The 23,343-nt window shown below is 36.0% G+C and carries 20 protein-coding genes, 5 tRNA genes and 2 pseudogenes; 19 read left to right on the plus strand and 8 right to left on the minus strand.

The features are described from left to right. The 5 genes from OPR50_RS08245 to ccmE are packed head-to-tail and all read left to right on the plus strand — an operon-like array spanning position 1 to position 4,375. Positions 1-1,443, plus strand: coding sequence for a complex I subunit 4 family protein (locus OPR50_RS08245; protein WP_264339642.1), 1,443 nt, complete (start codon positions 1-3; stop codon positions 1,441-1,443). Beyond that, the gene (locus tag OPR50_RS08250; protein ID WP_265024061.1) at positions 1,440-2,804 is read left to right on the plus strand and encodes an NADH-quinone oxidoreductase subunit N; all 1,365 of its coding nucleotides are present in this window, start codon (positions 1,440-1,442) and stop codon (positions 2,802-2,804) included. Before OPR50_RS08245 ends, OPR50_RS08250 begins: the two co-directional genes overlap by 4 nt. 17 nt (positions 2,805-2,821) lie before the next feature. Continuing rightward, the gene (locus OPR50_RS08255) at positions 2,822-3,865 is read left to right on the plus strand and encodes a biotin--[acetyl-CoA-carboxylase] ligase (protein ID WP_265024062.1); all 1,044 of its coding nucleotides are present in this window, start codon (positions 2,822-2,824) and stop codon (positions 3,863-3,865) included. After that, positions 3,862-3,999: a CcmD-like small membrane protein gene (locus OPR50_RS09010; RefSeq protein ID WP_010962957.1), complete on the plus strand. Its 138-nt coding sequence runs from the start codon at positions 3,862-3,864 to the stop codon at positions 3,997-3,999. The genes OPR50_RS08255 and OPR50_RS09010 overlap by 4 nt, the downstream gene beginning before the upstream one ends. Beyond that, complete coding sequence (gene ccmE, locus OPR50_RS08260; RefSeq protein WP_010082373.1) at positions 3,983-4,375, plus strand: cytochrome c maturation protein CcmE; 393 nt, start codon at positions 3,983-3,985, stop codon at positions 4,373-4,375. The genes OPR50_RS09010 and ccmE overlap by 17 nt, the downstream gene beginning before the upstream one ends. 72 nt (positions 4,376-4,447) lie before the next feature. On the opposite strand, the gene OPR50_RS08265 is transcribed toward ccmE, so the two are convergent. From OPR50_RS08265 to OPR50_RS08280, 4 genes are all read right to left on the minus strand, one after another. Beyond that, complete coding sequence (locus tag OPR50_RS08265) at positions 4,448-4,822, minus strand: hypothetical protein (RefSeq protein WP_010082372.1); 375 nt, start codon at positions 4,820-4,822, stop codon at positions 4,448-4,450. Between the two features lie 97 nt (positions 4,823-4,919). Then, the gene (locus OPR50_RS08270) at positions 4,920-5,405 is read right to left on the minus strand and encodes a hypothetical protein (protein WP_265024063.1); all 486 of its coding nucleotides are present in this window, start codon (positions 5,403-5,405) and stop codon (positions 4,920-4,922) included. 41 nt (positions 5,406-5,446) lie between these two features. Next, positions 5,447-6,922: a magnesium transporter MgtE N-terminal domain-containing protein gene (locus OPR50_RS08275; protein ID WP_265024064.1), complete on the minus strand. Its 1,476-nt coding sequence runs from the start codon at positions 6,920-6,922 to the stop codon at positions 5,447-5,449. 214 nt (positions 6,923-7,136) lie between these two features. Further along, positions 7,137-7,212: transfer RNA gene (locus OPR50_RS08280), tRNA-Ala, on the minus strand. 320 nt (positions 7,213-7,532) lie between these two features. Between OPR50_RS08280 and OPR50_RS08285 the strand changes: the two genes are divergently transcribed. Both OPR50_RS08285 and nuoF read left to right on the plus strand, forming a co-directional pair. Then, positions 7,533-7,605 (plus strand) — tRNA-Lys (locus OPR50_RS08285). A 19-nt stretch (positions 7,606-7,624) separates the two neighbouring features. Beyond that, the gene (nuoF, locus tag OPR50_RS08290) at positions 7,625-8,878 is read left to right on the plus strand and encodes an NADH-quinone oxidoreductase subunit NuoF (protein ID WP_010962959.1); all 1,254 of its coding nucleotides are present in this window, start codon (positions 7,625-7,627) and stop codon (positions 8,876-8,878) included. 28 nt (positions 8,879-8,906) lie between these two features. Here nuoF and infC read toward each other — a convergent pair whose 3' ends face one another. Further along, positions 8,907-9,425 (minus strand): translation initiation factor IF-3, encoded by a 519-nt coding sequence (gene infC / locus OPR50_RS08295; protein ID WP_265024065.1) that lies wholly within the window; start codon positions 9,423-9,425, stop codon positions 8,907-8,909. A 12-nt stretch (positions 9,426-9,437) separates the two neighbouring features. Next, positions 9,438-11,339, minus strand: a complete 1,902-nt coding sequence (gene thrS / locus OPR50_RS08300; protein ID WP_265024066.1) for a threonine--tRNA ligase — start codon at positions 11,337-11,339, stop codon at positions 9,438-9,440. A 142-nt stretch (positions 11,340-11,481) separates the two neighbouring features. Between thrS and OPR50_RS09015 the strand changes: the two are divergent. Then, positions 11,482-12,422: pseudogene (locus OPR50_RS09015) on the plus strand (IS5 family transposase). Between the two features lie 326 nt (positions 12,423-12,748). Here OPR50_RS09015 and nuoI read toward each other — a convergent pair. After that, a complete protein-coding gene (nuoI, locus tag OPR50_RS08320; protein WP_041573606.1) occupies positions 12,749-13,231 on the minus strand; it encodes an NADH-quinone oxidoreductase subunit NuoI in 483 nt (160 codons plus the stop codon). A gap of 222 nt (positions 13,232-13,453) precedes the next feature. Here nuoI and mnmE point away from each other — a divergent pair, with 222 nt between their 5' ends. The 4 genes from mnmE (at position 13,454) to OPR50_RS08340 (ending at position 18,181) form a co-directional block, all read left to right on the plus strand. Next, a complete protein-coding gene (mnmE, locus tag OPR50_RS08325; protein ID WP_264339624.1) occupies positions 13,454-14,782 on the plus strand; it encodes a tRNA uridine-5-carboxymethylaminomethyl(34) synthesis GTPase MnmE in 1,329 nt (442 codons plus the stop codon). Positions 14,783-14,829: 47 nt separating this feature from the next. Then, a tRNA-Ser gene (locus OPR50_RS08330) sits at positions 14,830-14,917 on the plus strand. A gap of 168 nt (positions 14,918-15,085) precedes the next feature. Then, a complete protein-coding gene (locus OPR50_RS08335; protein ID WP_182309632.1) occupies positions 15,086-16,102 on the plus strand; it encodes an NAD(P)/FAD-dependent oxidoreductase in 1,017 nt (338 codons plus the stop codon). 753 nt (positions 16,103-16,855) lie between these two features. Beyond that, positions 16,856-18,181: an IS4 family transposase gene (locus OPR50_RS08340; RefSeq protein WP_265023871.1), complete on the plus strand. Its 1,326-nt coding sequence runs from the start codon at positions 16,856-16,858 to the stop codon at positions 18,179-18,181. A gap of 823 nt (positions 18,182-19,004) precedes the next feature. On the opposite strand, the gene OPR50_RS08345 is transcribed toward OPR50_RS08340, so the two are convergent. After that, positions 19,005-19,077 (minus strand) — tRNA-Gly (locus tag OPR50_RS08345). Positions 19,078-19,249: 172 nt separating this feature from the next. On the opposite strand from OPR50_RS08345, the gene OPR50_RS08350 reads away from it, so the two are divergent. The 7 genes and pseudogenes from OPR50_RS08350 to OPR50_RS08385 all read left to right on the plus strand — a co-directional run bounded on the left by OPR50_RS08350 (position 19,250) and on the right by OPR50_RS08385 (position 23,343). Then, positions 19,250-19,870 (plus strand): ribonuclease D, encoded by a 621-nt coding sequence (locus OPR50_RS08350; RefSeq protein ID WP_015589270.1) that lies wholly within the window; start codon positions 19,250-19,252, stop codon positions 19,868-19,870. 116 nt (positions 19,871-19,986) lie between these two features. Beyond that, complete coding sequence (trxA, locus tag OPR50_RS08355; RefSeq protein ID WP_007548839.1) at positions 19,987-20,310, plus strand: thioredoxin; 324 nt, start codon at positions 19,987-19,989, stop codon at positions 20,308-20,310. Between the two features lie 42 nt (positions 20,311-20,352). Further along, positions 20,353-20,429, plus strand: a tRNA-Ile gene (locus OPR50_RS08360). A 78-nt stretch (positions 20,430-20,507) separates the two neighbouring features. After that, entirely contained in the window at positions 20,508-21,164 is a 657-nt protein-coding gene (locus tag OPR50_RS08365; RefSeq protein WP_155969607.1) for a CADD family putative folate metabolism protein, read from the plus strand. Between the two features lie 39 nt (positions 21,165-21,203). Beyond that, positions 21,204-21,590: a dihydroneopterin aldolase gene (locus tag OPR50_RS08370; protein WP_007548841.1), complete on the plus strand. Its 387-nt coding sequence runs from the start codon at positions 21,204-21,206 to the stop codon at positions 21,588-21,590. Next, positions 21,587-22,867, plus strand: a pseudogene (folP, locus tag OPR50_RS08380) (dihydropteroate synthase). The gene OPR50_RS08370 and the pseudogene folP overlap by 4 nt, the downstream one beginning before the upstream one ends. Further along, positions 22,864-23,343 carry a dihydrofolate reductase gene (locus tag OPR50_RS08385; protein WP_264339633.1) on the plus strand — a complete coding sequence of 160 codons (480 nt, stop codon included), beginning with the start codon at positions 22,864-22,866 and terminating at the stop codon, positions 23,341-23,343. The pseudogene folP and the gene OPR50_RS08385 overlap by 4 nt, the downstream one beginning before the upstream one ends.

The following is a 23,343-nucleotide window of genomic DNA, read 5'->3' on the forward strand; positions in this document are numbered from 1 at the left end:
GTGTTGTTACTTAGTATATTCTTGCTTCCACTGATAGGAGCGTTGATTTTATCCTTAATCAGGATTAATCATCAATCTATACACCTAAGATTCCTTGCTCTATTTTTTGCTGTACTTCCATTTTTGCTTAGCATTGTAGTTTGTATAGAATTTGATTATAACAATGCGGACTTTCAGTTTGTCAGCTACCCAATTAGAAATGTTGGAATAGGGATAGATGGTATATCGTTGCTTTTCCTTCTGCTTACAACTTTCTTGTTTGTAATTTGTATACTCTACAACTGCAAAATGAGTTATACGACCCTAAAAGCCTATATGGCATTGTTTCTACTGCTTGAGAGTTTTGTAGTCGGTTTTTTCGTTTCACTGAATGCTATAAGCTTTTATGTGTTTTTTGAAGCTGTTTTAATACCAATGTTCTTTATTATTGGCATCTGGGGAGGAAAACACAGGGTATATGCAACGTTTAAGTTGTTTCTTTATACATTAACTGGCTCATTATTATTTCTACTTGGATTGGTTTACATCTATAACATTTTTGGAACGTTTAATATACAAAAATTAGCTACATTAGTGCCAAGCCTTGATCTTGAAGTGCAGTCATTGCTGTGGATTGCATTTTTTATTTCTTTTGCAATAAAAGTACCGATGTTTCCATTTCACACTTGGCTTCCTGATGCGCATGTACAATCACCAACTTCTGGATCTGTGATTTTAGCTGGCTTGCTTATTAAAATGGGAGGATATGGATTTTTAAGGTTTTCTATTCCAATGCTTCCTCAGGCAAGTTTATATTTTTCAAATTTCGTTGTTGTGCTGAGCATTATTGCGGTGATATATGCTTCGCTAGTTGCGTTTGCTCAAGATGATATAAAGAAGTTAATAGCTTATTCTTCAATAGCACATATGGGGATCGTTACTGCTGGCCTCTTTTCATTTTGTGAGGAAGGAGTACTGGGTAGCATATTTCAAATGATTAGTCATGGCCTTATTTCTGCTGCTTTATTTTTGTGTGTTGGAATGCTATATACTCGAACTGGAACTTTGGAGATTGCAAAATATTTTGGCATAGTAAACACAATGCCAAAATTTGGTTTTATGTTCATTTTATTTTCAATGGCTTCAATAGGGCTACCTGGAACATCTGGATTCATAGGTGAGTTTTTGGCTATGGTTGGAATGTTTAAGAGCATAGGGTTTTTTACAGGATTTATCGCACTTGGCACTATTTTAAGCGCAGTTTATATGCTGAATTTATGTAAGCAAATAATATGGGGGGTTAGCTATTCTAAATTATTAAATAACCGCTTGGATAGCATAGAATTTTCTGTCTTAATTCTGCTTGCAGTGTTTGTTATTTTGCTTGGATTCTACCCAACCCTTGCACTGAATTATTTGAAGCCATGTATGGCAAATTTGTTAGTCAAATATAATGCGCTATGAATTATATACAGATATTGCCGGAAACGTTCTCTATTATCTCCTCGTTAGTGTTGCTACTGCTTGGAATTATATTTAACCGCCGAACTATCAACTTATTAGCACTTGGCTGCACAGTGGTAACTTTGATTATTTTAATTATTTCGGCAGAAAACAATGAAATTTTTCTCTTTAATTCGTTGTTAAAACTCAATTTATACATCAGGTCAGCCCAAGGGTTAATTCTCAGCACAGGAATTTTAATACTTTTGATGCTGAATTTATCAAAATATGACTATAAATATGAATTTTCAATACTGATTCTTTTTGCGCTATTTGGCATGATAACTTTGGTTTCAGCAAATAGTCTGATTTCTTTTTATTTAGCTTTTGAGTTGATGAGTATATCTTTGTATGTTCTTGCGAGCTTTAATAAAGATTCAGCTTATTCATGTGAAGCAGGAGTGAAATATTTTACACTTAGTGCACTATCTTCCTGCATTATGCTATATGGAATGTCGCTGCTTTATGGATATACAGGACAAGTCAATTTCTCTGAGCTCGGTTCATTCTTGCAAAGCCATCAGATAACTTATGGAATAGTTTTTGGGTTAGTTTTTATCCTTATTGGTTTGTGTTTCAAGCTTGCTATTGCTCCTTTTCATATGTGGGCTCCAGATGTCTATCAAGGTGCACCTACCATAGTAACTGCGTTTTTTTCTACAGCTCCAAAAGCTGCACTTGTAACATTTTTAATTCGATTGATGAATGAAGAGTTAGTAAATGTAAAAAGTTATGTTCAGCCTATTTTCTTATACGTTTCAGCATTGTCTGTGCTTATCTCAGCTTTTGGGGCCTTACGTCAGGAAAACTTAAAAAGGCTGCTTGCTTACAGTTCAATTGGTCACATTGGTTTTATATTTGCTTCACTTTCTATTTTTACACAAGCAGGAACAGATAGTGCCTTAATGTATCTGGTGATATATATCATCACAAGCATAGGGCTATTCTCATATCTTGTACAAATTGACGATGACGATTGTGATATTGCAAATTTATCTGGTATAGGGAAGAAACGCCCAATTGTAGCATTTCATCTTTCTGTACTGTTACTCTCGATGTCGGGAATACCTCCACTTGCAGGTTTTATCGCTAAATTTTTTATATTCAAAAGTTTAATAAATTCTGGCTTTATCAGCCTGTCTTTGACCCTTGTGGTGGCGAGTGTTGTATCGTGTTACTATTATCTAAATATTATAAAAGCTATGTATTTCGATAAAGCTAGTGGTAATAAGGTTGCTTATTCTAAGGGCCTATTCATTATCACTTCGGTGGCTTCGCTGATCAACCTCGTTCTTTTCTTGTACGTTTTACTCACTCATTGAACTAAAGGGCTGACAAGGTGACCCCTGAGGGTTTTCATATTCATCATTACAAAAAAGTTTCAAGCACTAATAAAGAAGCGTTGGATTTAATTGATAAAGGAATATCAAATGAAACTATTATTGTTGCTGATAAACAAACAGAAGGCAGGGGGCGCACCGGAAAAAACTGGATTTCTCCAGAGGGTAATTTTTATGCAAGTTTGGTAATAAACCTCTTTAACGATTATCTGAATGAAAGCCAGCTTTCGGTGTCATTCCAGCGTCACGCGCTGGAATCTAGAAATCAAGAAGAATGGTCAAGCACACAACTGTACAAACGTTGTGGTATTCCCACCAAGGATGATGTCATCCGAGTAGCCTGGCACTGGGATCCAGAAAACTTAATTACAAATGGGCACATCAGGCAACTGTGTAATAAGAACTGGATTCCAGTGTCACGCACTGGAATGACACCACATACCACCTGCAAATTGCAATGTTCGCATAGTTATGTGTCAAGCACTGGGGAAAATACTGGGATGATAGAAAGAGGTTTAATGAATCAAGTTAGCAAATTAACAGAATTGACTTTTGTTACTGCTCTTGCTGTTGGAAATGCTATACTGTCATTTATAAATGGTCTAAATCTCCAGTATAAATGGCCAAATGACATTCTAATCGATGGCAAGAAAATAAGTGGAATATTGCTTGAAAAAAGATCCAATTCGAATTGGCTCATTATAGGAATTGGAATTAATGTCAGTCATGCACCACTTCCAGGAACAACGTGCATTAGCAATTACGGTGAGTCTGTGTCTAACATAGATCTGTTAAAGAAATTAATAATAAATTTTAATAAGCTAAGAAAGCAATGGCTACTTGATGGGTTTTATGCTATAAGAGAAATGTGGTTAAAAAAAGCATTCAAAATGAATGAGCAAATCAGTGTAAAGTTAGCTGACAAATTGTATGAAGGAATTTTTGCTGATATAGATAAAAGTGGTAAATTGGTGTTGCAGCAAAAGGATGGAAGCTTAATTTATTTTGATGCAGGTGAGTTATTTATTGATAATGCATTATGAATACATATGTAATTTTTGCTTACCTTATTAGTTTCACGCTGATTGCTGGAGAGCTAATTTTTACCATTTCTTGTTATACTAAAAGTAAAAAAATTCTAGAAAGCCTGAAAGATAATCATGAAGAAGAAACATAAGCGATTACTTATAACTTCAGGAATTTTCTGCTTTTTAAGTTGTGCAGTTTTTTTTATTTTAACAACGCTCAAAGAAAATATCTCATTTTTCTATACAGTAAGTGAGGCAATAGTTTTACCAAATGGTCAAAAACTAATCCGTGTTGGTGGAATGGTTGTTGAAAATAGCGTGATACGCAACGAAAGTGAAGTGATTTTTCAAATGACAGATTTTAATAAGAGCGTTATGGTGAAATATCAGGGAATACTTCCACCAATGTTTTCAGAAAAAAGTGGTGTTGTTGTGCAAGGTAAAATGTTTGATAATAGTACTTTTCTTGCAGATACAGTGTTTGCAAAACATGATGAGAACTATATGCCGAAAGTTTTAAAATAGATTCCTTAACCTGGCTGTATTGAAACGGTATGTAGAGAGAGTCACAGCCTAGAGACTATTACTCTTTCCAGTTTAACCCCAATCTGGTTCATTAATGGTATTGTTTTCTAATTCCTCTACTTTTGTCTGTAAGTTATTCAGGCTCTGTACTAAACCACTATTTTCATTACCAACCTTTGTAATTAGCTCGTCAAGCTTACTCCTTTCTTCTGTTAGCATGTCATTTAATTGACTGATAGAGTTGCTATTGTTATGCAATACATCATCCAATTCAGGAACGAATTTCGTGTTCAGCTCTGCGATTAATTTATCTAAAGCTTTGTGGACATAACCAAGCTGCGCTGGATTTCGCGCAACTGTTTCATCATAACCTTTAGGTTTGGTGTTAACTTCTATTTTGCTTATTACTTTAAGTTCGTTTTTGCTTTCTTGTTTACTATTATTCATGCTAACTCCTATAAAAAATTATAATTTTAAAATCAATTCAGCTACATTGAAGTGGTATGTGGAAAGAGTAACAGCTAGCAAGCTATTACCTTTTTTATTAAAGCAACCCGTTCTCTTCGCCAGTAGCATGAGGGAATATGGAAGCTTCTGCAATGCCTGGCTGATCATCACGAAATTCCTGAAGCTCATCTCGAAGAGTTTGAAGTTGACTTTTTATTTCAGTTGTATTGTTCCCTATATTTGATATAGTTGTTGACAGTGGCTCCACTATGCCAGTTGTAATGTTACTGCTTAAACTTGTGTTATACTCATTAATACTGTCTATCAAGCCATCATAAACCTTTTTAAGGTATGTTATAGCTGCGGCTGTTTGCTTCATTTCCGCTATAGGTATTTTTTTCAGTGGCTGATTTATATCAAAATCTAACTCCTTAGCACCTTTTTCTTTATTCTGAATTTTTACTGAATCTATACTTGGTTTTACAAAATCTGGTTTTGTAAAAACCGGGCTCTCAAGTTTTAGTAATTTACTTTGGTCTGAAGGCTCGTCACCAAAATATAATTCTACATTGTTTTTACTCATAATAAGTTACCTCCTATAAAAAAATTGATTTTCATAAATTGCTACCATACAAGTAGCATTGAATCGTTATTGTTTTCTACTATTGTAAAATCTGGAGCTTCTGCAATGCCTGGCATATCGTCCTTGATTTGCTTGAGCATCTCAATCATTTCCTTGTTCTGTTTACTCTGCTCGTCAAGTTTCCCTTTTAATGCATCAATAATAGCTTTAGACTGGTCTTGATTGCTGAGATCACCGATCACAGCTGTCACTTTCTCATAAGGCAGTTTGTGAATGATGTCTTTAAGCTCTTCTGCGCCTACGTTATCCAAAAGTTCTTTAAACTGCTCATTAGACATATTGCGAGCAAAAGCTTGAAGTTTGTCTGGGTTGTCAACTAAAGACTTAATGATAATCTGAATCTTATTAGAATCAGTTAAATCCTGAGCAATTGCTTCGAGTTTCTCAGGATCAAGCTTATTAACTAAGTCTTTCAGTTGTTCTTCTTGCAGACTATTTACTAAAGCTTTCAACTGATCACCTTCTAATTCTTTGGAGAGTATTGTCAAGTGGTGCTCAGCCAAGTCTTTTGCAAGCACTGTAAATTGCTCGTCATTTAAAGTTTTAATAAGTGCTTTGAACTGATCCACTTTTAAGTGAGGTAAAATTTCTTTTACTTGCTCTGGATTTAAGTCTCTAACTAGAGCTTCAAGCTGAGCATCATTTAAAATAGGAACAATTATTTGTAACTTTTCTGGATTTAGTTCCTGAGCAAGAGTTTGTAATTGGTGATTGGTTAGATGATCCACTAAAGCTTGGAGTTGTTCATCTGTTAAGTTCTTTGCTAAGGTCTGTAGTTGGCTTGAGCTCAGTTCAGGAATTATTTTTTGCAGTTGCTCGTTACTAAGAGTATTGGTAAGAGTTTTTAGTTGGTCGTCTGTTAGGCCCTGAATAAAAACTTTAGTAAACGCGTTTGATAGCAACAGTAGCACATCTCTTATATGTCTCTCACCGTAGTATAACATAATGTCTTGTAATACCTTATTGTCAGGTGAATCGATTATATTTCCTGCCTCGTCTGAAAAATAATATTTATTGTTGCCAGTACCTGAATCTTCCCATGTTACATATTTGTATTCCAATTTTTTTGATTTAATAGAACTGCTACACATAGTTTTGAAAGGCTGCACAAGCTCTCTTGTATATGATAACTTAGCCAACTCATTACCGTAATATACAAATGTATGGTTACTTTTTACATAATCTAAGTTAGAATCACTTTTATAATCTTTGGCTACCAGATTTCCTTCATTTTCTTCCTCCAGACATATGTAACTGTCTAGGCAAGAACTGCTGCAAAGTTTTATAGGCAATAAGCCTAGTACTACATCGTTTTTATCATCCAGCGATACAAGCTCAACTTTTTTAATAGCCATTGTAGGATCATTACCTTCAGGCCACTTTATCCTTGTAGTCGGGGTTTTTCTAAACACCTCTTTTCCAGGTATCATCTTAAAAACATGCTTTTTTCCACTCATGAGTATTACCTAATAAATTTAATTATAGCTATTCTAACATTTATTGATTAATTTATTGTTAAGTTGGTATATATTAGAATTATAATAACAAACATTACTTGTGTAGAGAGAAGTGACGAAAAGAAATAGGGATTTTTAGGAAACTAGTATAAAACACTCATAGATTAAAATAAGCTGTTTTGACAGGTTTTGTGGCGGCTAGAGCTGTATAGACTGGTGGAGGCAAGCGGGATCGAACCGCTGACCTTCTGCGTGCAAAACAGATGCTCTACCAGCTGAGCTATACCCCCAGGTAATTCTTGCTTAAAGCATAAATCACTCAGGCTGAAATGCAAGAAATATTTATCTATTAGGCTATTGCTAAATAGTGTACAAATTCTGCAGGGTGTACACACTTCTCTATTTTTTTGTCTCCTTAGCGTTATACGTCACACCATCCAAATAAATCTGTGAACTGAAAATTAACAAGAAGTTTTCCTTTAAAAATTTTTTAACTAAATTATCACTAACGCAGTATATTATATAATTTATTTAACCACACATGAAAATTTTAGTTTGATTAAAACGGATAAAAACTGTATTGATGTTTAGTATAGCTGAAAAATGAAATGATCCCGTAGCTCAGCCGGTAGAGCAACTGACTTTTAATCAGTGGGTCACGCGTTCGAATCGCGTCGGGATCACTCACAAATTTTGAAAAACATGCTAAAAGAACAAGACAAAATATTCACCAACCTAAATGGTAAAGGAACTCCACTACTTGAGGGTGCAAAAAAACGTGGTAGCTGGCAAAAAACAAAGGAATTACTGGATTTAGGATCAGAAAAGATCATTGATGAAGTAAAGAAATCTGGTTTGAGAGGTCGAGGGGGTGCAGGATTTTCCACCGGCCTTAAGTGGAGCTTTATGCCCAAAAATCTCCCAAAAGCATATTTAGTAGTCAATGCAGATGAGTCAGAACCTGGTACATGTAAAGATAGAGATATATTGCGATATGAGCCACATAAGTTACTTGAGGGAATTCTCCTGGCCGGCAAAGCGATCAGCGCATCAGTTGCATATATTTATATCAGGGGTGAATTTTATAATGAATATTTAGTTCTAAAAAAAGCACTTGAGGAAGCCTATAAAGAAGGTTTAATTGGAAAAAATGCCTGCAAATCAGGTTATGATCTTGATGTGTTTATCCATAGGGGCGCAGGAGCTTACATATGTGGGGAAGAAACAGCTCAACTCGAATCAATTGAAGGAAAAAAGGGCTTTCCTCGCATGAAGCCTCCATTTCCCGCAGGTGTTGGACTTTTTGGCTGCCCAACCACAATAAACAACGTTGAAACTATAGCCATGGTTCCAGATATTCTGAATCGCGGAGGAGAATGGTTTGCATCTCTTGGTAAACCAAATAATACTGGTACCAAGGTCTTTTGTATTTCAGGGCACGTAAACAACCCGTGTAATGTTGAAGAAGAGCTCGGAATTCCATTACGTGAATTAATTGAAAAATACGCAGGTGGAGTGCGAGGAGGTTGGGATAATTTACTTGCTGTAATACCTGGTGGGTCTTCAGTGCCATTAATTCCAAAATCTATATGTGATACTATTGAAATGGATTTTGATTCATTAAGAACTGCACAATCAGGGCTTGGTACTGCTGCTGTAATAGTGATGAATAAATCAACTGATATAATAGCTGCAATAGAGAGGTTATCACACTTTTATATGCATGAGTCCTGTGGACAATGCACACCATGCCGTGAAGGTACTGGATGGATGTGGAGGATTATGAAGAGGATGGTGGCAGGAGATATTAAGCCTGATGAAATAGATAAGCTGCTTGACCTTACAACTCAAATAGAAGGACATACAATTTGCGCACTTGGCGATGCTGCAGCTTGGCCGATTCAAGGATTAATAAGACATTTTCGCCATGTTATCAAAGAGAGAGCGATAATTTAACTTTACTTATACTTCTTAAGCCGTTTTGCTACTTAGCAACCAGAGCTAAAAAATATTGATTCCCTTCTCTTTTAGGTGCCAATTCTACCTTTGCGATATCTTCAGTGTCTCGAATTAGCCGTTCTAATTTTTCCAGTCCAACTTCAGTGCTTATAAGCTCTCTCCCTCTAAATCTCATTGTGACTTTAATTTTATGTCCGTGGGCAAGTAAGTCTCTTGCTTGACGCAATTTTGTTCCGTAATCGTGATCACCAATATTGGGACCCAGTTTAATTTCTTTTATAGTTAATGTTTTTTGTTTCTTTTTTGCTTCACTTGCTTTCTTTTTTATATCATACTTTTGCTTGCTATAATCCAGAATTTTACATACTGGAGGGGTTGAATCAGGTGCAATTTCTACCAAGTCTAAACCAACACCCTGTGCAAGCTCCAAAGCTCGTTCTATTAGCACGATTCCGATCATTTCACCACTGTGATCAACTAAGCGTACCTCCTTAGCTATGATGAATCCATTAATTCTGTTTTTATTGTTCTTTTTAACTTGCAAACTTTAACTCCCTTAATTCAAATTAATACTTTTTAACAACAATTCAATAGCCTTCTCCAAAGAAAAAGACTCCTGTCTTTCCGATCCTAAATTTCTCACTGACACAGTTTTACTTGTAACTTCATTTTTGCCTACAATCCACAATATAGGAACCTTGTTTGAACTATGCAAACGTATCTTATAACTAATTTTTTCATTGGTCAAATCAATCTTGACTCTCACACCTTGTTCTTTTAAAATATTGCTAATTTCTGTGGCGTAACCGTCAGCTTCATTTGTAATGGTCAGAATAGCAAGTTGCGTTGGAGCAAGCCAAACTGGAAATTTTCCTGCATAATTTTCTATCAAAATTCCGATAAAACGCTCAAAAGTCCCAATAATTGCCCTATGTAACATGACAGGGTGATGCTTGTGCCCATCTGCCCCTATATAAAAAGCTCCCAGACGTTCTGGTAAAATGAAATCAACTTGCAATGTTCCACATTGCCAGCTTCTGCCTATTGCATCTTTCAAAACAAACTCTAGCTTTGGACCATAAAATGCACCTTCACCAGGGCTCAGTTCATAACTCAAGCCCGCTTCTTTAACGGCTTCAAGCAGCGCTTTTTCAGCTCTATCCCACACTTCATCATTACCTGCTCTAATATCTGGACGGTCTGAAAATTTCACAGAAATTTCATTAAATCCAAGCTCTGAATATACTTCTTTTAAAAGGTCACAAAACTTTATAGTTTCAGAATTCACTTGTTCTTCCATACAAAAAATGTGTGCATCGTCTTGCGTAAAACCACGCACTCGCATCAGTCCGTGCAATGAGCCTGAGCTTTCATTCCTATGACACGTACCAAATTCTGCCATACGTATCGGTAAATCACGATAGCTTCTGGTGTGAGAATTAAAAATCTGCACATGACAGGGGCAATTCATGGGTTTTATTGCTAGCTTTTTGCTTTCAGATTCATCAACAATAAACATATTTTCACGAAACTTATCCCAATGTCCAGATTTTTCCCACAGCTCTTTGCTTACTAAAATAGGAGTTTTTACCTCAAAATAGCCATTATTTATTAGCTTCTTTCTGATGTAAGACTCAAGAACATTATATAAAATATATCCTTGTTCATGCCAAAAAACCTGCCCGACAGCTTCCTCTTGGATGTGAAATAAATCCATATCCTTGGCAATTTTGCGGTGATCACGTTTCTCTGCTTCTTTGAGACACTCAAGATAAGCGTTTAATTCATCCTTATTTCTCCATGCTGTGCCATATATTCGCTGCAACATTGGGCCCTTTGCATCACCTCGCCAGTATGCACCCGCTACTTTCATAAGTTTAAACGCTTTAACTCTACCGGTTGATGGTGAGTGCGGACCACGGCATAGGTCAACAAAATCACCTTGCCTATAAACAGTTAGGTTTTCACCCTCTGGTATGGATGAGATAATATCAACCTTATATTTTTCGCCTATACCACTAAAGAAATCAACTGACTGCTTGCGAGTCCAAACTTCTCGAACAAATCTGTGGTTACTTTTTACAATCTCTTTCATTTTCTTTTCTATTGCGGTAAGATCGTCCGTAGTGAAGGTACGATCTGTAGCAAAATCATAGTAAAAACCGTCCTGAATTGTTGGGCCGATAGTAATCTGAGTATTAGGAAATAGCTCTTTCACTGCCTGCGCCATTATATGAGCAGCATCATGCCTTATTATATCTAAACCCACTTCGTCACTCAGTTGTATCACCTCTATCTCTGCATCAGCTTCAATTTCACGTGAGAGATCATGCAACTCACCATTTACCTTAAAGGCAATTGCTTCTTTCAAAACATCCGGTTGTAATATATCAAAGCCAGTAACTTTACCACTGTATTCTTTTACTTTTTGTTCGGCTGAAAAAGTAATCCTAATCATTTATCGACCCTTTTGTCTAACCCTCTCTTTGTCATCCCAGTGCGTGACACTGGGATGGCTTTGTTGCATAGCAACTGAAAAAATCTGGTGGCTACTGACAAAATTCATTATAAAATAGCCATTTAACCTTGAAAGAAAAAATATGCCACAAAAAATGAGGGTCAGTAACCATAGCGAATATAACAAATTTCTAGAAAAAAGAGGAAATATTTTTCATTATATCAACGAAGCCATAGAAAAGTGGTACGAGAATGGTCCAAAAATACCAGTTGGCAACAATATTTATAGCGATAAAGTTGTAATTTTGGTGCACATAATAACTTGTTTATTTAGAATAGGCCTGAGGCAAACAGTTGGGTTTATAGCAGGATACCTTGAGCAAATTGGGAAAAATTTGCAAGTTATCAGCTATTCACAATCATCAAGAAGGTTTAAGAAACTCAATATTAAGATCAATGATTGCAGAAAATAATATGGAAGATATCGAAATTGCTATAGACAGTACAGGAATTAGTATATACAACAACACTCCTGGTCATAGCAAAGAAAATAGCGAAGATAGAAAGTATCGCAGCTATGAACAGACAAGAAAATTGCATGTAATGTTGAATACAAACAGCAAAAAAGCCATAGCTGTAAAATACAGTAACGGCTGATCACTATGGAGCTTGTGATTTGCTAAAAGAAGTCGATTTTCAGTATGTCATAAAAGTACTATATGCAGATAGGGCATATGACAGAGAAAAGCTCTATAAGCTGTGTAATCAATATGGTATAAAAACGAAAATTCCTCCGAAAAACAACGCAGCAGAGCATCCAAAGTTAGACTATATGGCTGAGAGAAATGCTGCAATTAGACTAATAAAATCATGCAGCGAAGATGGAATGAAGAGGTGGAAAAGGCAAACAAACTACGGAAAAAGATCTTATATAGAAAGTTTTTTCTCGCGACTGAAACAAACATTCGGGTTTAGTTTTAGGAATAAATCTGAGACAAATAGAGAGAAGGAACTACTTGTTAAATGCTATTTGCTCAATAAGTTCACTGATATTGGTATGGCTAAATTTGAGATAGCTTCATAAATTTATTGTGCGTTACCTACTATCCGAAGAGCGATGCAACAAAGCCCACTGGGATCCATCTTATTTTTATAATGGAAATTAGTTTAACGTATGCTCCTAAAATCTGTTGTCCATTGCACAATTTGCAAATATTTTTATACCTGGACCCCAGTGTCAAGCACTGGGATGACACCTTTGTGTTTGAGGCAAAACAGGCTATAACATTTAACATACTGCCCTCGCAAACAAATGTTCGTACAGTTGTGTATCAGCTACTTGGATGACACCACCCCTAGTGGGCACTGCCCTTAAATCATAATGGATAACAGGGTTATAAGCTCTGAACATTAATAATAAGGTCTATTCTTTTTTAACCTGAGTGCAATTGCGTCTTCCCAAATTTCACCATTACGCAATAACTTTTCTTTATTGTACATTAGCTCCTCTCTCGTTTCAGTAGCAAATTCAAAGTTAGGACCCTCCACAATTGCATCAACTGGACATGCCTCTTGGCAAAGCCCGCAGTATATGCATTTTGTCATATCAATATCATAGCGTGTGGTGCGACGACTACCGTCTTCTCTTTCCTCTGCTTCAATAACTATTGCTTGAGCAGGGCAGATAACTTCGCATAATTTACAAGCTATGCACCGTTCTTCACCGTTTGGATACCTACGCAACGCATGCTCACCACGAAACCTTGGACTTAAAGGGCCCTTCTCCATAGGATATCTTAACGTAACCTTTGGTTTGAACATATATTTCAATGTAATAGCAAACCCTTTGATTAACTCTGCAAAAGACCAATACCAAGCTAATTTCTTGAGCATAAAATATTTAAAACTTGTGTCAGTCATTATAAATCATATTATCAGTTTTCAAAATAAATATTTTCACCTGGGTGACTTTTACAGCTTTTCTATATAATACATTCACTAGTATGATAGTACTGCATTAATATAAACTAGCAAGATAGATAAAAATTTTGAATATTTTCAAATTAGGTATTTTGGTTTCTTAAGTGTAATATTGCTAAGTAGTTTATATAAATAATGACAAACACAAATGAAACTATTTTCGCTTTATCGACCGTATTTGGTAAGTCAGGAGTTGCAGTAATTAGAATTTCAGGCAACTATGCGCTTAAAGCTTTAAATCATTTTCATATTAAGAAAGAAATTAAACCAAGATTTGCTACTTTAGTTGATCTATATGATGATTTCAATCAATTGATAGATAATGGAATAATCATCTATTTCCCTGCTCCAAACAGTTTCACTGGCGAGAATGTTATAGAGTTACAAGTGCATGGAAGTAAGGCAGTCATAAAAATCATCTTGGAGGAATTATCAAAAATTTTCGTTATGGCCAGGCCTGGAGAATTCTCACTTAGGGCTTTTCTAAATGGTAAATTTGACTTAACTCAAATAGAAGGAATTGCAGACTTAATTGATGCTGAGACGAAAATGCAAGCTAAACAAGCGATTAAGCAGATATCAGGAGAATTGGAGAGACTATACAGCAATTGGAGGCAAAGATTAATAACGATACAATCCAAAATCGAAGCATATATAGACTTTCCAGAGGATGTTTGGACAGAAAAAAATGAATTGGAAAAAATTAATAATGAAGTGCGAGCTCTTGTGCGGTTGATACAAGAGCATTTAAATGATAATAGACGGGGTGAAAGGTTGCGTGAGGGTTTACATGTTGTAATAACTGGTAAACCAAATGTCGGTAAATCAACTCTGTTTAATTTCTTAGCCAAGCGTGATATTGCTATTGTTTCTGAATATGCAGGCACAACAAGAGATATACTTGAAGCTCATATTGACATTGGCGGATACCCAATCATTCTCTCTGATACTGCTGGAATTCGTGAGAGTTCAGATCCAATAGAATCAGAAGGTATAAGTCGAGCGAAAAAGAGGTCTTTTGAAGCTGATTTAAGAATAGAACTGTTTCCTTTTGAACAGCGTCATAATATCAATTGCAACGTTGTAAATAGCGATACTATTTATGTATTGAGCAAAGCTGACGATGTTATCAATAATCACAATATAAAAATTAATGGCATAGATTTTCTACCTATTTCTATTTTAAAGGGAATAGGTACAAACAAATTGATCTCTCTCATAAAAGAGAAGGCAGAGGAAAAATTTGGGCATGATAGAGACACTCCTGTAATCACTCGGCAAAGACATAGGAATCACATGCAGAAAGCACTGGAACATTTACAACGTTTTAATATCGATAATCCAATTGAGTTGATATCTGAAGATTTGAGGCTTGCTGCATTTGAACTTGGTGCGGTGATTGGAATTATTAATGTTGAGGAAATATTGAGTAGTGTGTTTAGCAACTTTTGCGTGGGCAAGTAAAGCTTTTATAGATTGCTTAAAATCAAATGTTGTGATAGAAAAGAAATGGACGGATGGCCGAGCGGTTTAAGGCACCAGTCTTGAAAACTGACGTACGTGATGAGCGTACCATGGGTTCGAATCCCATTCCGTCCGCACAGCATCTCGCTATGCTAGCTGATTTTTAGAGCTTATTTGGACTATGTGGTTCATAACGCTGGAAATCTTATCTAATCTAGCCACATCTTTTAAAAATACGTCCCTTTGTAAATTGACCTTATTAGCGAAGAAAGCTAATATCTATAAATAGATTACCATCTGAATATGAAAACCGATATAGTAATAATAGGTGCAGGACCTGTTGGAATATTCACTGCTTTTCAAGCGGGAATGCTTGATATGAGATGTCATGTAATAGATGTTTTGGATCAAGCAGGAGGACAATGCACAGCTCTTTACCCAGAAAAGCCAATATACGATATACCTGGTTATCCTGTAATTACTGCCCAAAAATTAATTGAGCAGCTAATGGAGCAAGCTTCGCCATTTAAGCCTATTTACCATTTAAGTCAAAAAGTAGAAAAGATTTCAAATAACGAAGGTGAAAACTTTACTATCATAACGAGCATAGGTACAGAGGTAAAATGTAAGGCTGTTATTGTTGCTGCAGGTAATGGAATGTTTGAACCTAACCGTCCACCCTTAAGTGGTATATTAGAATATGAAAATAAATCTGTATTTTACAGTGTAAATAAAATTTCTGATTTTCAGGATAAAACTATAGTCATTGCAGGGGGGGGTGATTCTGCAGCTGATTGGACTGTAGAACTTTCTAAAGTTGCAAAGAAAATTTATGTGATACATAGGAGAAAGGAATTTCGCTGCACTCCTGAAACTAGAAATAAATTAGAATCACTTGAAATTGATGGAAAAATAGAACTGGTAGTGCCATATCAATTACACGAACTAGCAGGAGGTAATGGGCAATTGAGCACAGTGATAGTAAAAAACATTGCCTCTAAGGAAGAAAAAGAAATATCCGCTGATTTTTTGCTGCCATTTTTTGGATTGTCAATGAATCTTGGTCCAATAAACAATTGGGGTATACAGTTAGAACATAGCCGCATAGTTGTCGACCCAGCTACACTTAAAACCAGTAGAGATAGGATATATGCAATCGGAGATATAGCTATTTATTCAGGCAAACTAAAATTAATACTAAATGGTTTTGCTGAGAGCGCCATGGCTTGTTATGACATATACAAAGTAATCCACAACTCTCCAGTCAATTTTCAATATTCAACTTCAAAGGGAATTCACGGGAAAGAAAAACTTCCTTGACAAACCTTGCCAGCTCCCTTATCATGAAACTGAAGCTATTGTATTTGCTTTCGCCAATCTGCAGATTAAAAGGTAAGGATTACTTAATGTATCGGCGTCTTATGTTCAATTTTTTGCAGTATATAGATACTGTATGTCTTTACAAAACTTCATCTACATCTAGATTTTTATCTAAATAAGCTGAACGCGCTTACAAAGCGTTACAAGACATCAAAAAATGCCAATACTCGACAGAGATAGTAAAAGACTAGCTAACTCGGGGATTCTTTGTCTTTTTTTCTGCTTAGTAAATTTCTTAAACGTTTGCAGCGTAAGTTAGTTGCAATTAAAAGCAGCTTAATCTCGCTTGTCAAGCGTTTAAAACATAAAAAACGCCAATATTTTAAAGCGGATAATAACCCCAGGGCTTCTTTTGCCTTTTTTTTCATTTGGTAAATTTCTTAAATATTTGTGGCTAAACGACAACCGTCATCCCGCTGCTTGTTAGCGGGATCTAGAGATACCGCGAATGAATCGCGGTATGACGTAGGACTGCTGTCATTCCAGTGCTCCTTTTTTTGTCATCCGAGTAGCTGACACTGGGATCCAGGAAACTTAACTTTACACTAGGTGAATGTACAATAAGAACTGGATTCCAGACTGGAATGACACCGAAGGGGCTACCATACGCGTCAAGTTAAGGAAATAAAGGTATGAAAGAGATAGAATAATAAGGTATAAGTTCTCCCAGATATACTTTTAGTGAGAGAACCAATGAATAAAATAACTTGCTTATCAAAAAAGCTCAAAGAAATTTTTAATGAAAAAGCAGAGAAAATCTCAATTACAACAAGGTTTATAAAAAGAAAGAGAAAGCTAAAAGGTTCATCATTCGTAAAAGCCATGGTCTTGGGTAATATAGGAGTTGATAATTGTAGCGTAGAAACAATGTGTCAATTACTAAACGAGGACTCGATAGATATAACAAAACAAGGTTTGGATTTTAGATTTACTGAAGAAGCAGTGGAATTTATGAAAAGGATGTATAATGAATCTGTGATTCTCTTTAAAAATATCTTGCAAGTTGATTGCAAAATCTTACAGCAATTTAATAGTGTTAAATTATTGGACAGTAGCTATATTACTCTACCTAACAGTATGGAAGAGATGTATAAAGGTTATGGTACTAGCTACAGTGGCTATGAAAGCAATACTAAGTCTGGAATAAAGTTACAATTAGTTTTCGACTACATGAATCAGATAATAGACCAACTTAATTTAACGGAGGGGGTAAGATCAGACCAGGGATATAGGAAACATTTAAGTAATATATTAAGCAATGATTTGCTAATATCTGATCTCGGTTATTTTGTGCCAAGTTCTTTTAAACAAATCAATGAAATAGGAGCTTATTTCATAAGTCGTTATAAATCCGATACCAACATATATGATGTAGAAACAAATCAAAAAATGGAGTTATTAGAATGTTTAGAGGATAAGTTATTTTTAGAAAACGAGGTATTGTTAGGAAAAGAAGCAAAAATTAGAGTAAGAATTATATGTCAGAAACTAACTGAAGAACAGTCTATGGCCAGAAGAAGGAAAGCTAATAGATTAGCAAGATCGCAGGGATATACATCCTCTAAAAGAAATCAAAAATTGTTGAACTGGTCAATATTTATAACTAATGTTCCAGAAAATAAAATTAGTGCTGAGCAAGTATTAACGATTTACAGAGTAAGGTGGCAAATTGAGTTATTATTTAAATTGTATAAAAGCCATATCAGGCTTGATAAGCTAAAAGGAAAGCCATGCAGAGTATTATGTGAACTATATGCTAAATTGTGCGCAATTCTTATATTTCACGGCATAGTTGGTTGCACAGAAGTGAAAAAGAATACAGAACTTAGCTTAACAAAGGCATTTATTGAGCTAAAAAGGCGGGTTAGAGAGTTATTTTTAGTATTAACCAAAATTAATAGTTTAAAAGCATTTCTTAAAAAACTCACTATAACTTGGTCGCGATTTTCATTAAAAGACAAACGTAGAAGGGCTAGAGTATCCACTTTAACCTCTCTAAATTTGCTCACAATCTCTTAACTTGACGCGTATGGGAATGACAGCAGTCCTACGTCATACCGCCGCGGTATTTCCAGATCCCGCTAACACGTAGCGGGATGATGGTTGTCAGGGTGTTGTCCAAGTAGCCTCCTTCTTCTGTTATCCAAGTAGCCTCTTTCTTGTCATCCCAGTGCTCCTTTCTTGTCATCCCAGTGCCCAGACACTGGGATCCAGGAAACTTAACTTTACACCAGGTAATAAGAACTGGATTCCAGCGTCACGCGCTGGAATGACAGCAGTCCTACGTCATACCGCGATTCATTCGCGGTATCTCAGCCGCTAACAAGTAGCGGGATGACGGTTGTCGTTCAGCCACAAACATTAAGAAATTTACCAAATGAAAAAAAAGGCAAAAGAAGCCCCGTGGTTATTATCCGCTTTAAAATATTGGCGTTTTTTATGTTTTAAACGCTTGACAAGCGAAATTCAGCTGCTTTTAATTGCAACTAACTTACGCTGCAAATGTTTAAGAAATTTACTAAGCAGAAAAAAAGACAAAGAATCCCCGAGTTAGCTAGTCTTTTACTATCTCTGTCGAGTATTGGCATTTTTTGATGTCTTGTAACGCTTTATAAGCGCGTTCAGCTTATTTAGATAAAAATCTAGATGTAGATGAAGTTTTGTAAAGACATACAGTATCTATATACTGCAAAAAATTGAACATAAGACGCCGATACATTAAGTAATCCTTACCTTTTAATCTGCAGATTGGCGAAAGCAAATACAATAGCTTCAGTTTCATGATAAGGGGGCTAGCGGAGTTTGTCAAGGGATTTTTGACGAAATGATTTTGAAAGCAAAGAGCGGGAGAAGGGGTTCGAACCCTCGACCTCAACCTTGGCAAGGTTGCGCTCTACCAACTGAGCTACTCCCGCAATTAAATTAACCTAAATTTACTTAATTATAGGCATATACAGCGATTTGTAAACCCCGTGTACATGAAAAATGTGAGAGCCCATAAATTTGCGTGGTTCCTTCTATGATCTTTTCGTATACTTAAGGCTCATTTTTGATTATCATAAGTTTTTAATTATTCCACAAAGCTTTATGGGAATATTTTTATATAAAGACGACTTGCCAGCTAGTTCAATACCAGATGATGTAAGGTCTATAGCTGTTGATACCGAGGCAATGGGGCTACTTCATAGCAGAGATAGATTATGCCTTGTGCAGCTCTCTTTTAATGATGGCAACGCTCACTTAGTTCAACTCAAGAACGATTATACAGCGCCAAATTTGAGAAAAATATTAGAGGATAAAAATATAACTAAAATATTTCACTTCGCGCGATTTGATGTGAGCATAATACGTTATTACTTGGAAACTTGGGCACTTCCGTGCTATTGCACAAAGATAGCTTCACGTTTAGTTCGCACTTACACAGATAATCATAGCTTAAAAGAGTTGTGCTTAGAGCTGCTTGATACCAAACTAAATAAGCAGCAGCAATCTTCTGATTGGGGAAATGAAAATTTAACAGACAAACAAAAAAGTTATGCTGCATCTGATGTTTTGTATCTCCACAGGATAAAGGAAAAGCTAGACTTAATGCTGGAACGTGAAAATAGAAAAGAATTGGCCCAAAAGTGCTTTGAATTTCTTCCTACTCGTATTGAGTTAGACTTAATGGGTTGGGAAAACGTGGATATCTTTAACCACCAGATGTAATAGAAGTTTTTTGTTTGTGCAAAACACTTTAGGGCAATTTTTCAAGCTCTGCGGTAAGAATTTAGTTGATTAACTGCTAATAGATACGCTATATTTTACAAAAATTTAGGTATTTTATGAGTGATGATATTACATCGGTAAATGATCAAAATTTCAAATCTGAAGTCACTGACTATAAAGGGTTCGTGCTGGTAGATTTTTGGGCAGAATGGTGTGGGCCATGCAAAAGTCTAATGCCACGTATAGAACAATTGGCTAAGGATAGAAAAGGCAAGATTAAGATCTGCAAATTCGACATAGATGAAGGGACTGAAGTGCCAAGTAAGTATGGAGTGCAATCTATACCCACTTTAATCATATTTCAAGATGGTAAGGAAATTGCACGCAAAATTGGTGCAACAAATGATTTGTCAAGTTGGGTTGATAGTGAAATAAGCTAATAGACAAATTTGCTTTTGTGTGTATTATAAATATTGATAAAAGGGATTGTAGCTCAGTCGGTTAGAGCAGTTCGCTCATAACGAATTGGCCGTAGGTTCGAGTCCTACCAATCCCACCATTGTATTGATCTTAGCATGATCGTAACAATGAGAAAACTATAGTATATGAACTATATATTAATGTAATGGGGGAAATGATGGAATTTACTAAGTCTCTAAATAACAAGTTAGATGAATTGCACTTACTAAATCATCCATTTTACCAGTCATGGAATACAGGAAGCTTAAGCTTGCAAGCTTTACAAACCTATGCTAAAGAATATTATCACCACGTTGCTGCGTTTCCTCGTTACATCAGTGGTATACATTTTTTGTGCCCAGATCTAAAAATGCGACAGGTTTTACTTGGTAATTTAATAGAAGAGGAACAAGGTGATGAAAATCATCCAGAATTATGGCAACGTTTTGCTGAAGGGCTTGGCGTTGCGCGATCTGATCTTCGTGAAAGTGCACAGATTAAAGAGACACAGGAGTTAGTTGATGGTTACTTTGATATTGTAAGATCAGGTTTTGCGGCAGGTCTTGGAGCCTTGTACGCTTACGAACGTCAAACTCCAGAGGTTTCCAAGTCTAAAATTGAAGGTTTAAAAAAACACTATTCAATAAGTGATGAGCGTTCTCTTCAATTTTTTACGGTCCATATGCATGCTGATGAATGGCATTCTGAGGAATGTGCAAATCTTATTGAAGATCTAGATGAAAAAGAGCAAGATAAAGTTATGCAGGGTGCTCAAAAGGGAGCAAGGCTCTTGTGGGGTTTTCTTGATGGAATGATGAATGCTAGCGTGTGTTAGTAGTTGTAAGTAGCTTAAACTCAGTGATGTTGGAATGCAATGTCTGCATGTAATCTTCTTATATCTGACTTACGGCTTTGGGTTCATTTAGGCTATAGTGCAGAAGAGAAGTATCATTCTCAATTAGTTAGTGTTAATATTGATTTTACCTTTAAATCCCCCCCTTTAGGACTTACAACTGACCGGCTTGAGGATACTATATGCTACTTGGAGGTAGTTCAGAGTATTCAATCTCTCGTTCAAAGCAAGCAATTCAACTTAATCGAGCATTTAACTCATGATATATACAGGACCATTAATAACCTTGTGATGCAAAAAAAGCTTATTATTTCTTCTATAGGCGTAACTATTCACAAAGTTGCACCACCTGTCCCCAGTGTGCATGGAGGTGTTTTCTTTACTTATCGTAATGCGTTGCAAGAATGATTTACATTTCTATTGGCTCAAATATGGGGAATCGCTTTTCCCATTTACAAAAGGCTGCTCAGTTACTGCAGGAACGCTATTTTAAAAATTTAAAATCTTCAATTATTCTGGAAACTAAGGCTATTTTACCAAATGATGCTTCACCTGGGTGGGACAGGCCATTTCTAAATATGGTTGTGTATGGAAGTTGTTCTTCTTCTCCTGAAGAGCTGTTAAAGGGCCTTAAATAAATTGAATGTGACATTGGCCGTCTGCAGGTCTATGAAAAATGGGCACCTCGCGTTATTGATTTGGATATTTTGTTATGGGATGACCTGACACTTGATACACCCTACCTTAAGATTCCTCACCCAGAATTGATAAACAGACCATTTTTGCTTCACTTGATGACAATGCTGAACCCTATGGCAGTAGTTAACAAAACGTTTGGTACTGTTAACCCTAACATTAAGGATTGCTTTTTAAGGAGTTTTACGCTTTCACCAGAGCTTGTAGGTATTGTCAATATTACTCCTGATTCATTTTCAGATGGTGGTCTTTATTATGATGCAGATCAAGCAACCAAGCAGGCACTGCGGCTGTTATCAGATGGTGCAAGCATAGTTGAACTTGGTGCTCAATCAACAAGACCTGGCTCCTCAATACAAACTCCAAAAGCAGAATATGCACGCTTAAAACCAGTGCTTGATAATCTCAATCAGTATATGAAAGTTGGTGACATTAAAGTCAGCATTGATAGTTTCTGGCCAGATGTTATTTTGAATGTTTTGGAGCACTACAACATTGCCTGGGTAAACGATCAGAAGGGAGATCTAGATGATAATACCTTAAAAGCGATTGCTAGCAGTGGATGTAGTATCGTTATTATGCATTCACTCTCCATACCACCACATAGTGACAACATTATCCCAAGTGACATTGATCCAATTGATACCATAAATAATTGGGCAGAAAGGAACATTAATAGATTACTAGCTCTAGGTTTTGATCAAAGCTCGATCATTATTGATCCTGGTATTGGTTTTGGCAAATCTATGTACCAGAATATCCAGATTTTACGCAGTATAGAAACGTTACAAAATTTTGGCTGCAAAGTTCTGGTTGGCCATTCTAGAAAGTCATTTATTTCTTCTTTTTCTACAGAACCTGTCTTTAACCGAGATTTAGAAACAATTGCTACATCATCTGTATTACACAACAAGGTTGATTTCCTTCGAGTGCATAATGTGCGTGATCACATGCGATTTTTTGTAGCTCAAGCTGCTTTACAGGGATGATAGTTATCGGAATTATGGCTGTTGATCCCAAGGGGGTAATTGGAATAAATAATGGATTGCCCTGGCATTATCCAAGTGAGTTAGATCATTTTCGTCAGGTGACTGACAAACAAGTTATTGTTATGGGGAGAAAGACATTTGAAACTATGCCTCAAGACATATTAGGGAATCGTATCCCTGTTGTTTTTTCTCGTGACAAATTAAATTCTTGTTTTAACAGAGGAGTAAAATGCACTATTATTTCTTCTATGCAAGAGTTTTTGTCAATCCAAAGTAATTCTAAAGTCTTCATGATTGGTGGAGCACAAATAGCGCATCTTTTTTTGGAGTATGATCTAATCTCAGAATTTATCATAACAGAAATTCACAAACCCTATAAAGGTGATGTATATTTCAACTTAACACTTCTTGATGGATGGCATAAAACTATTCTCACCAAAACGAAAGATTATACTATATGTAGGCTAATACGTTAA

The organism is Wolbachia endosymbiont (group A) of Epagoge grotiana (genome assembly GCF_947251775.1).
Taxonomy (GTDB): domain Bacteria; phylum Pseudomonadota; class Alphaproteobacteria; order Rickettsiales; family Anaplasmataceae; genus Wolbachia; species Wolbachia pipientis.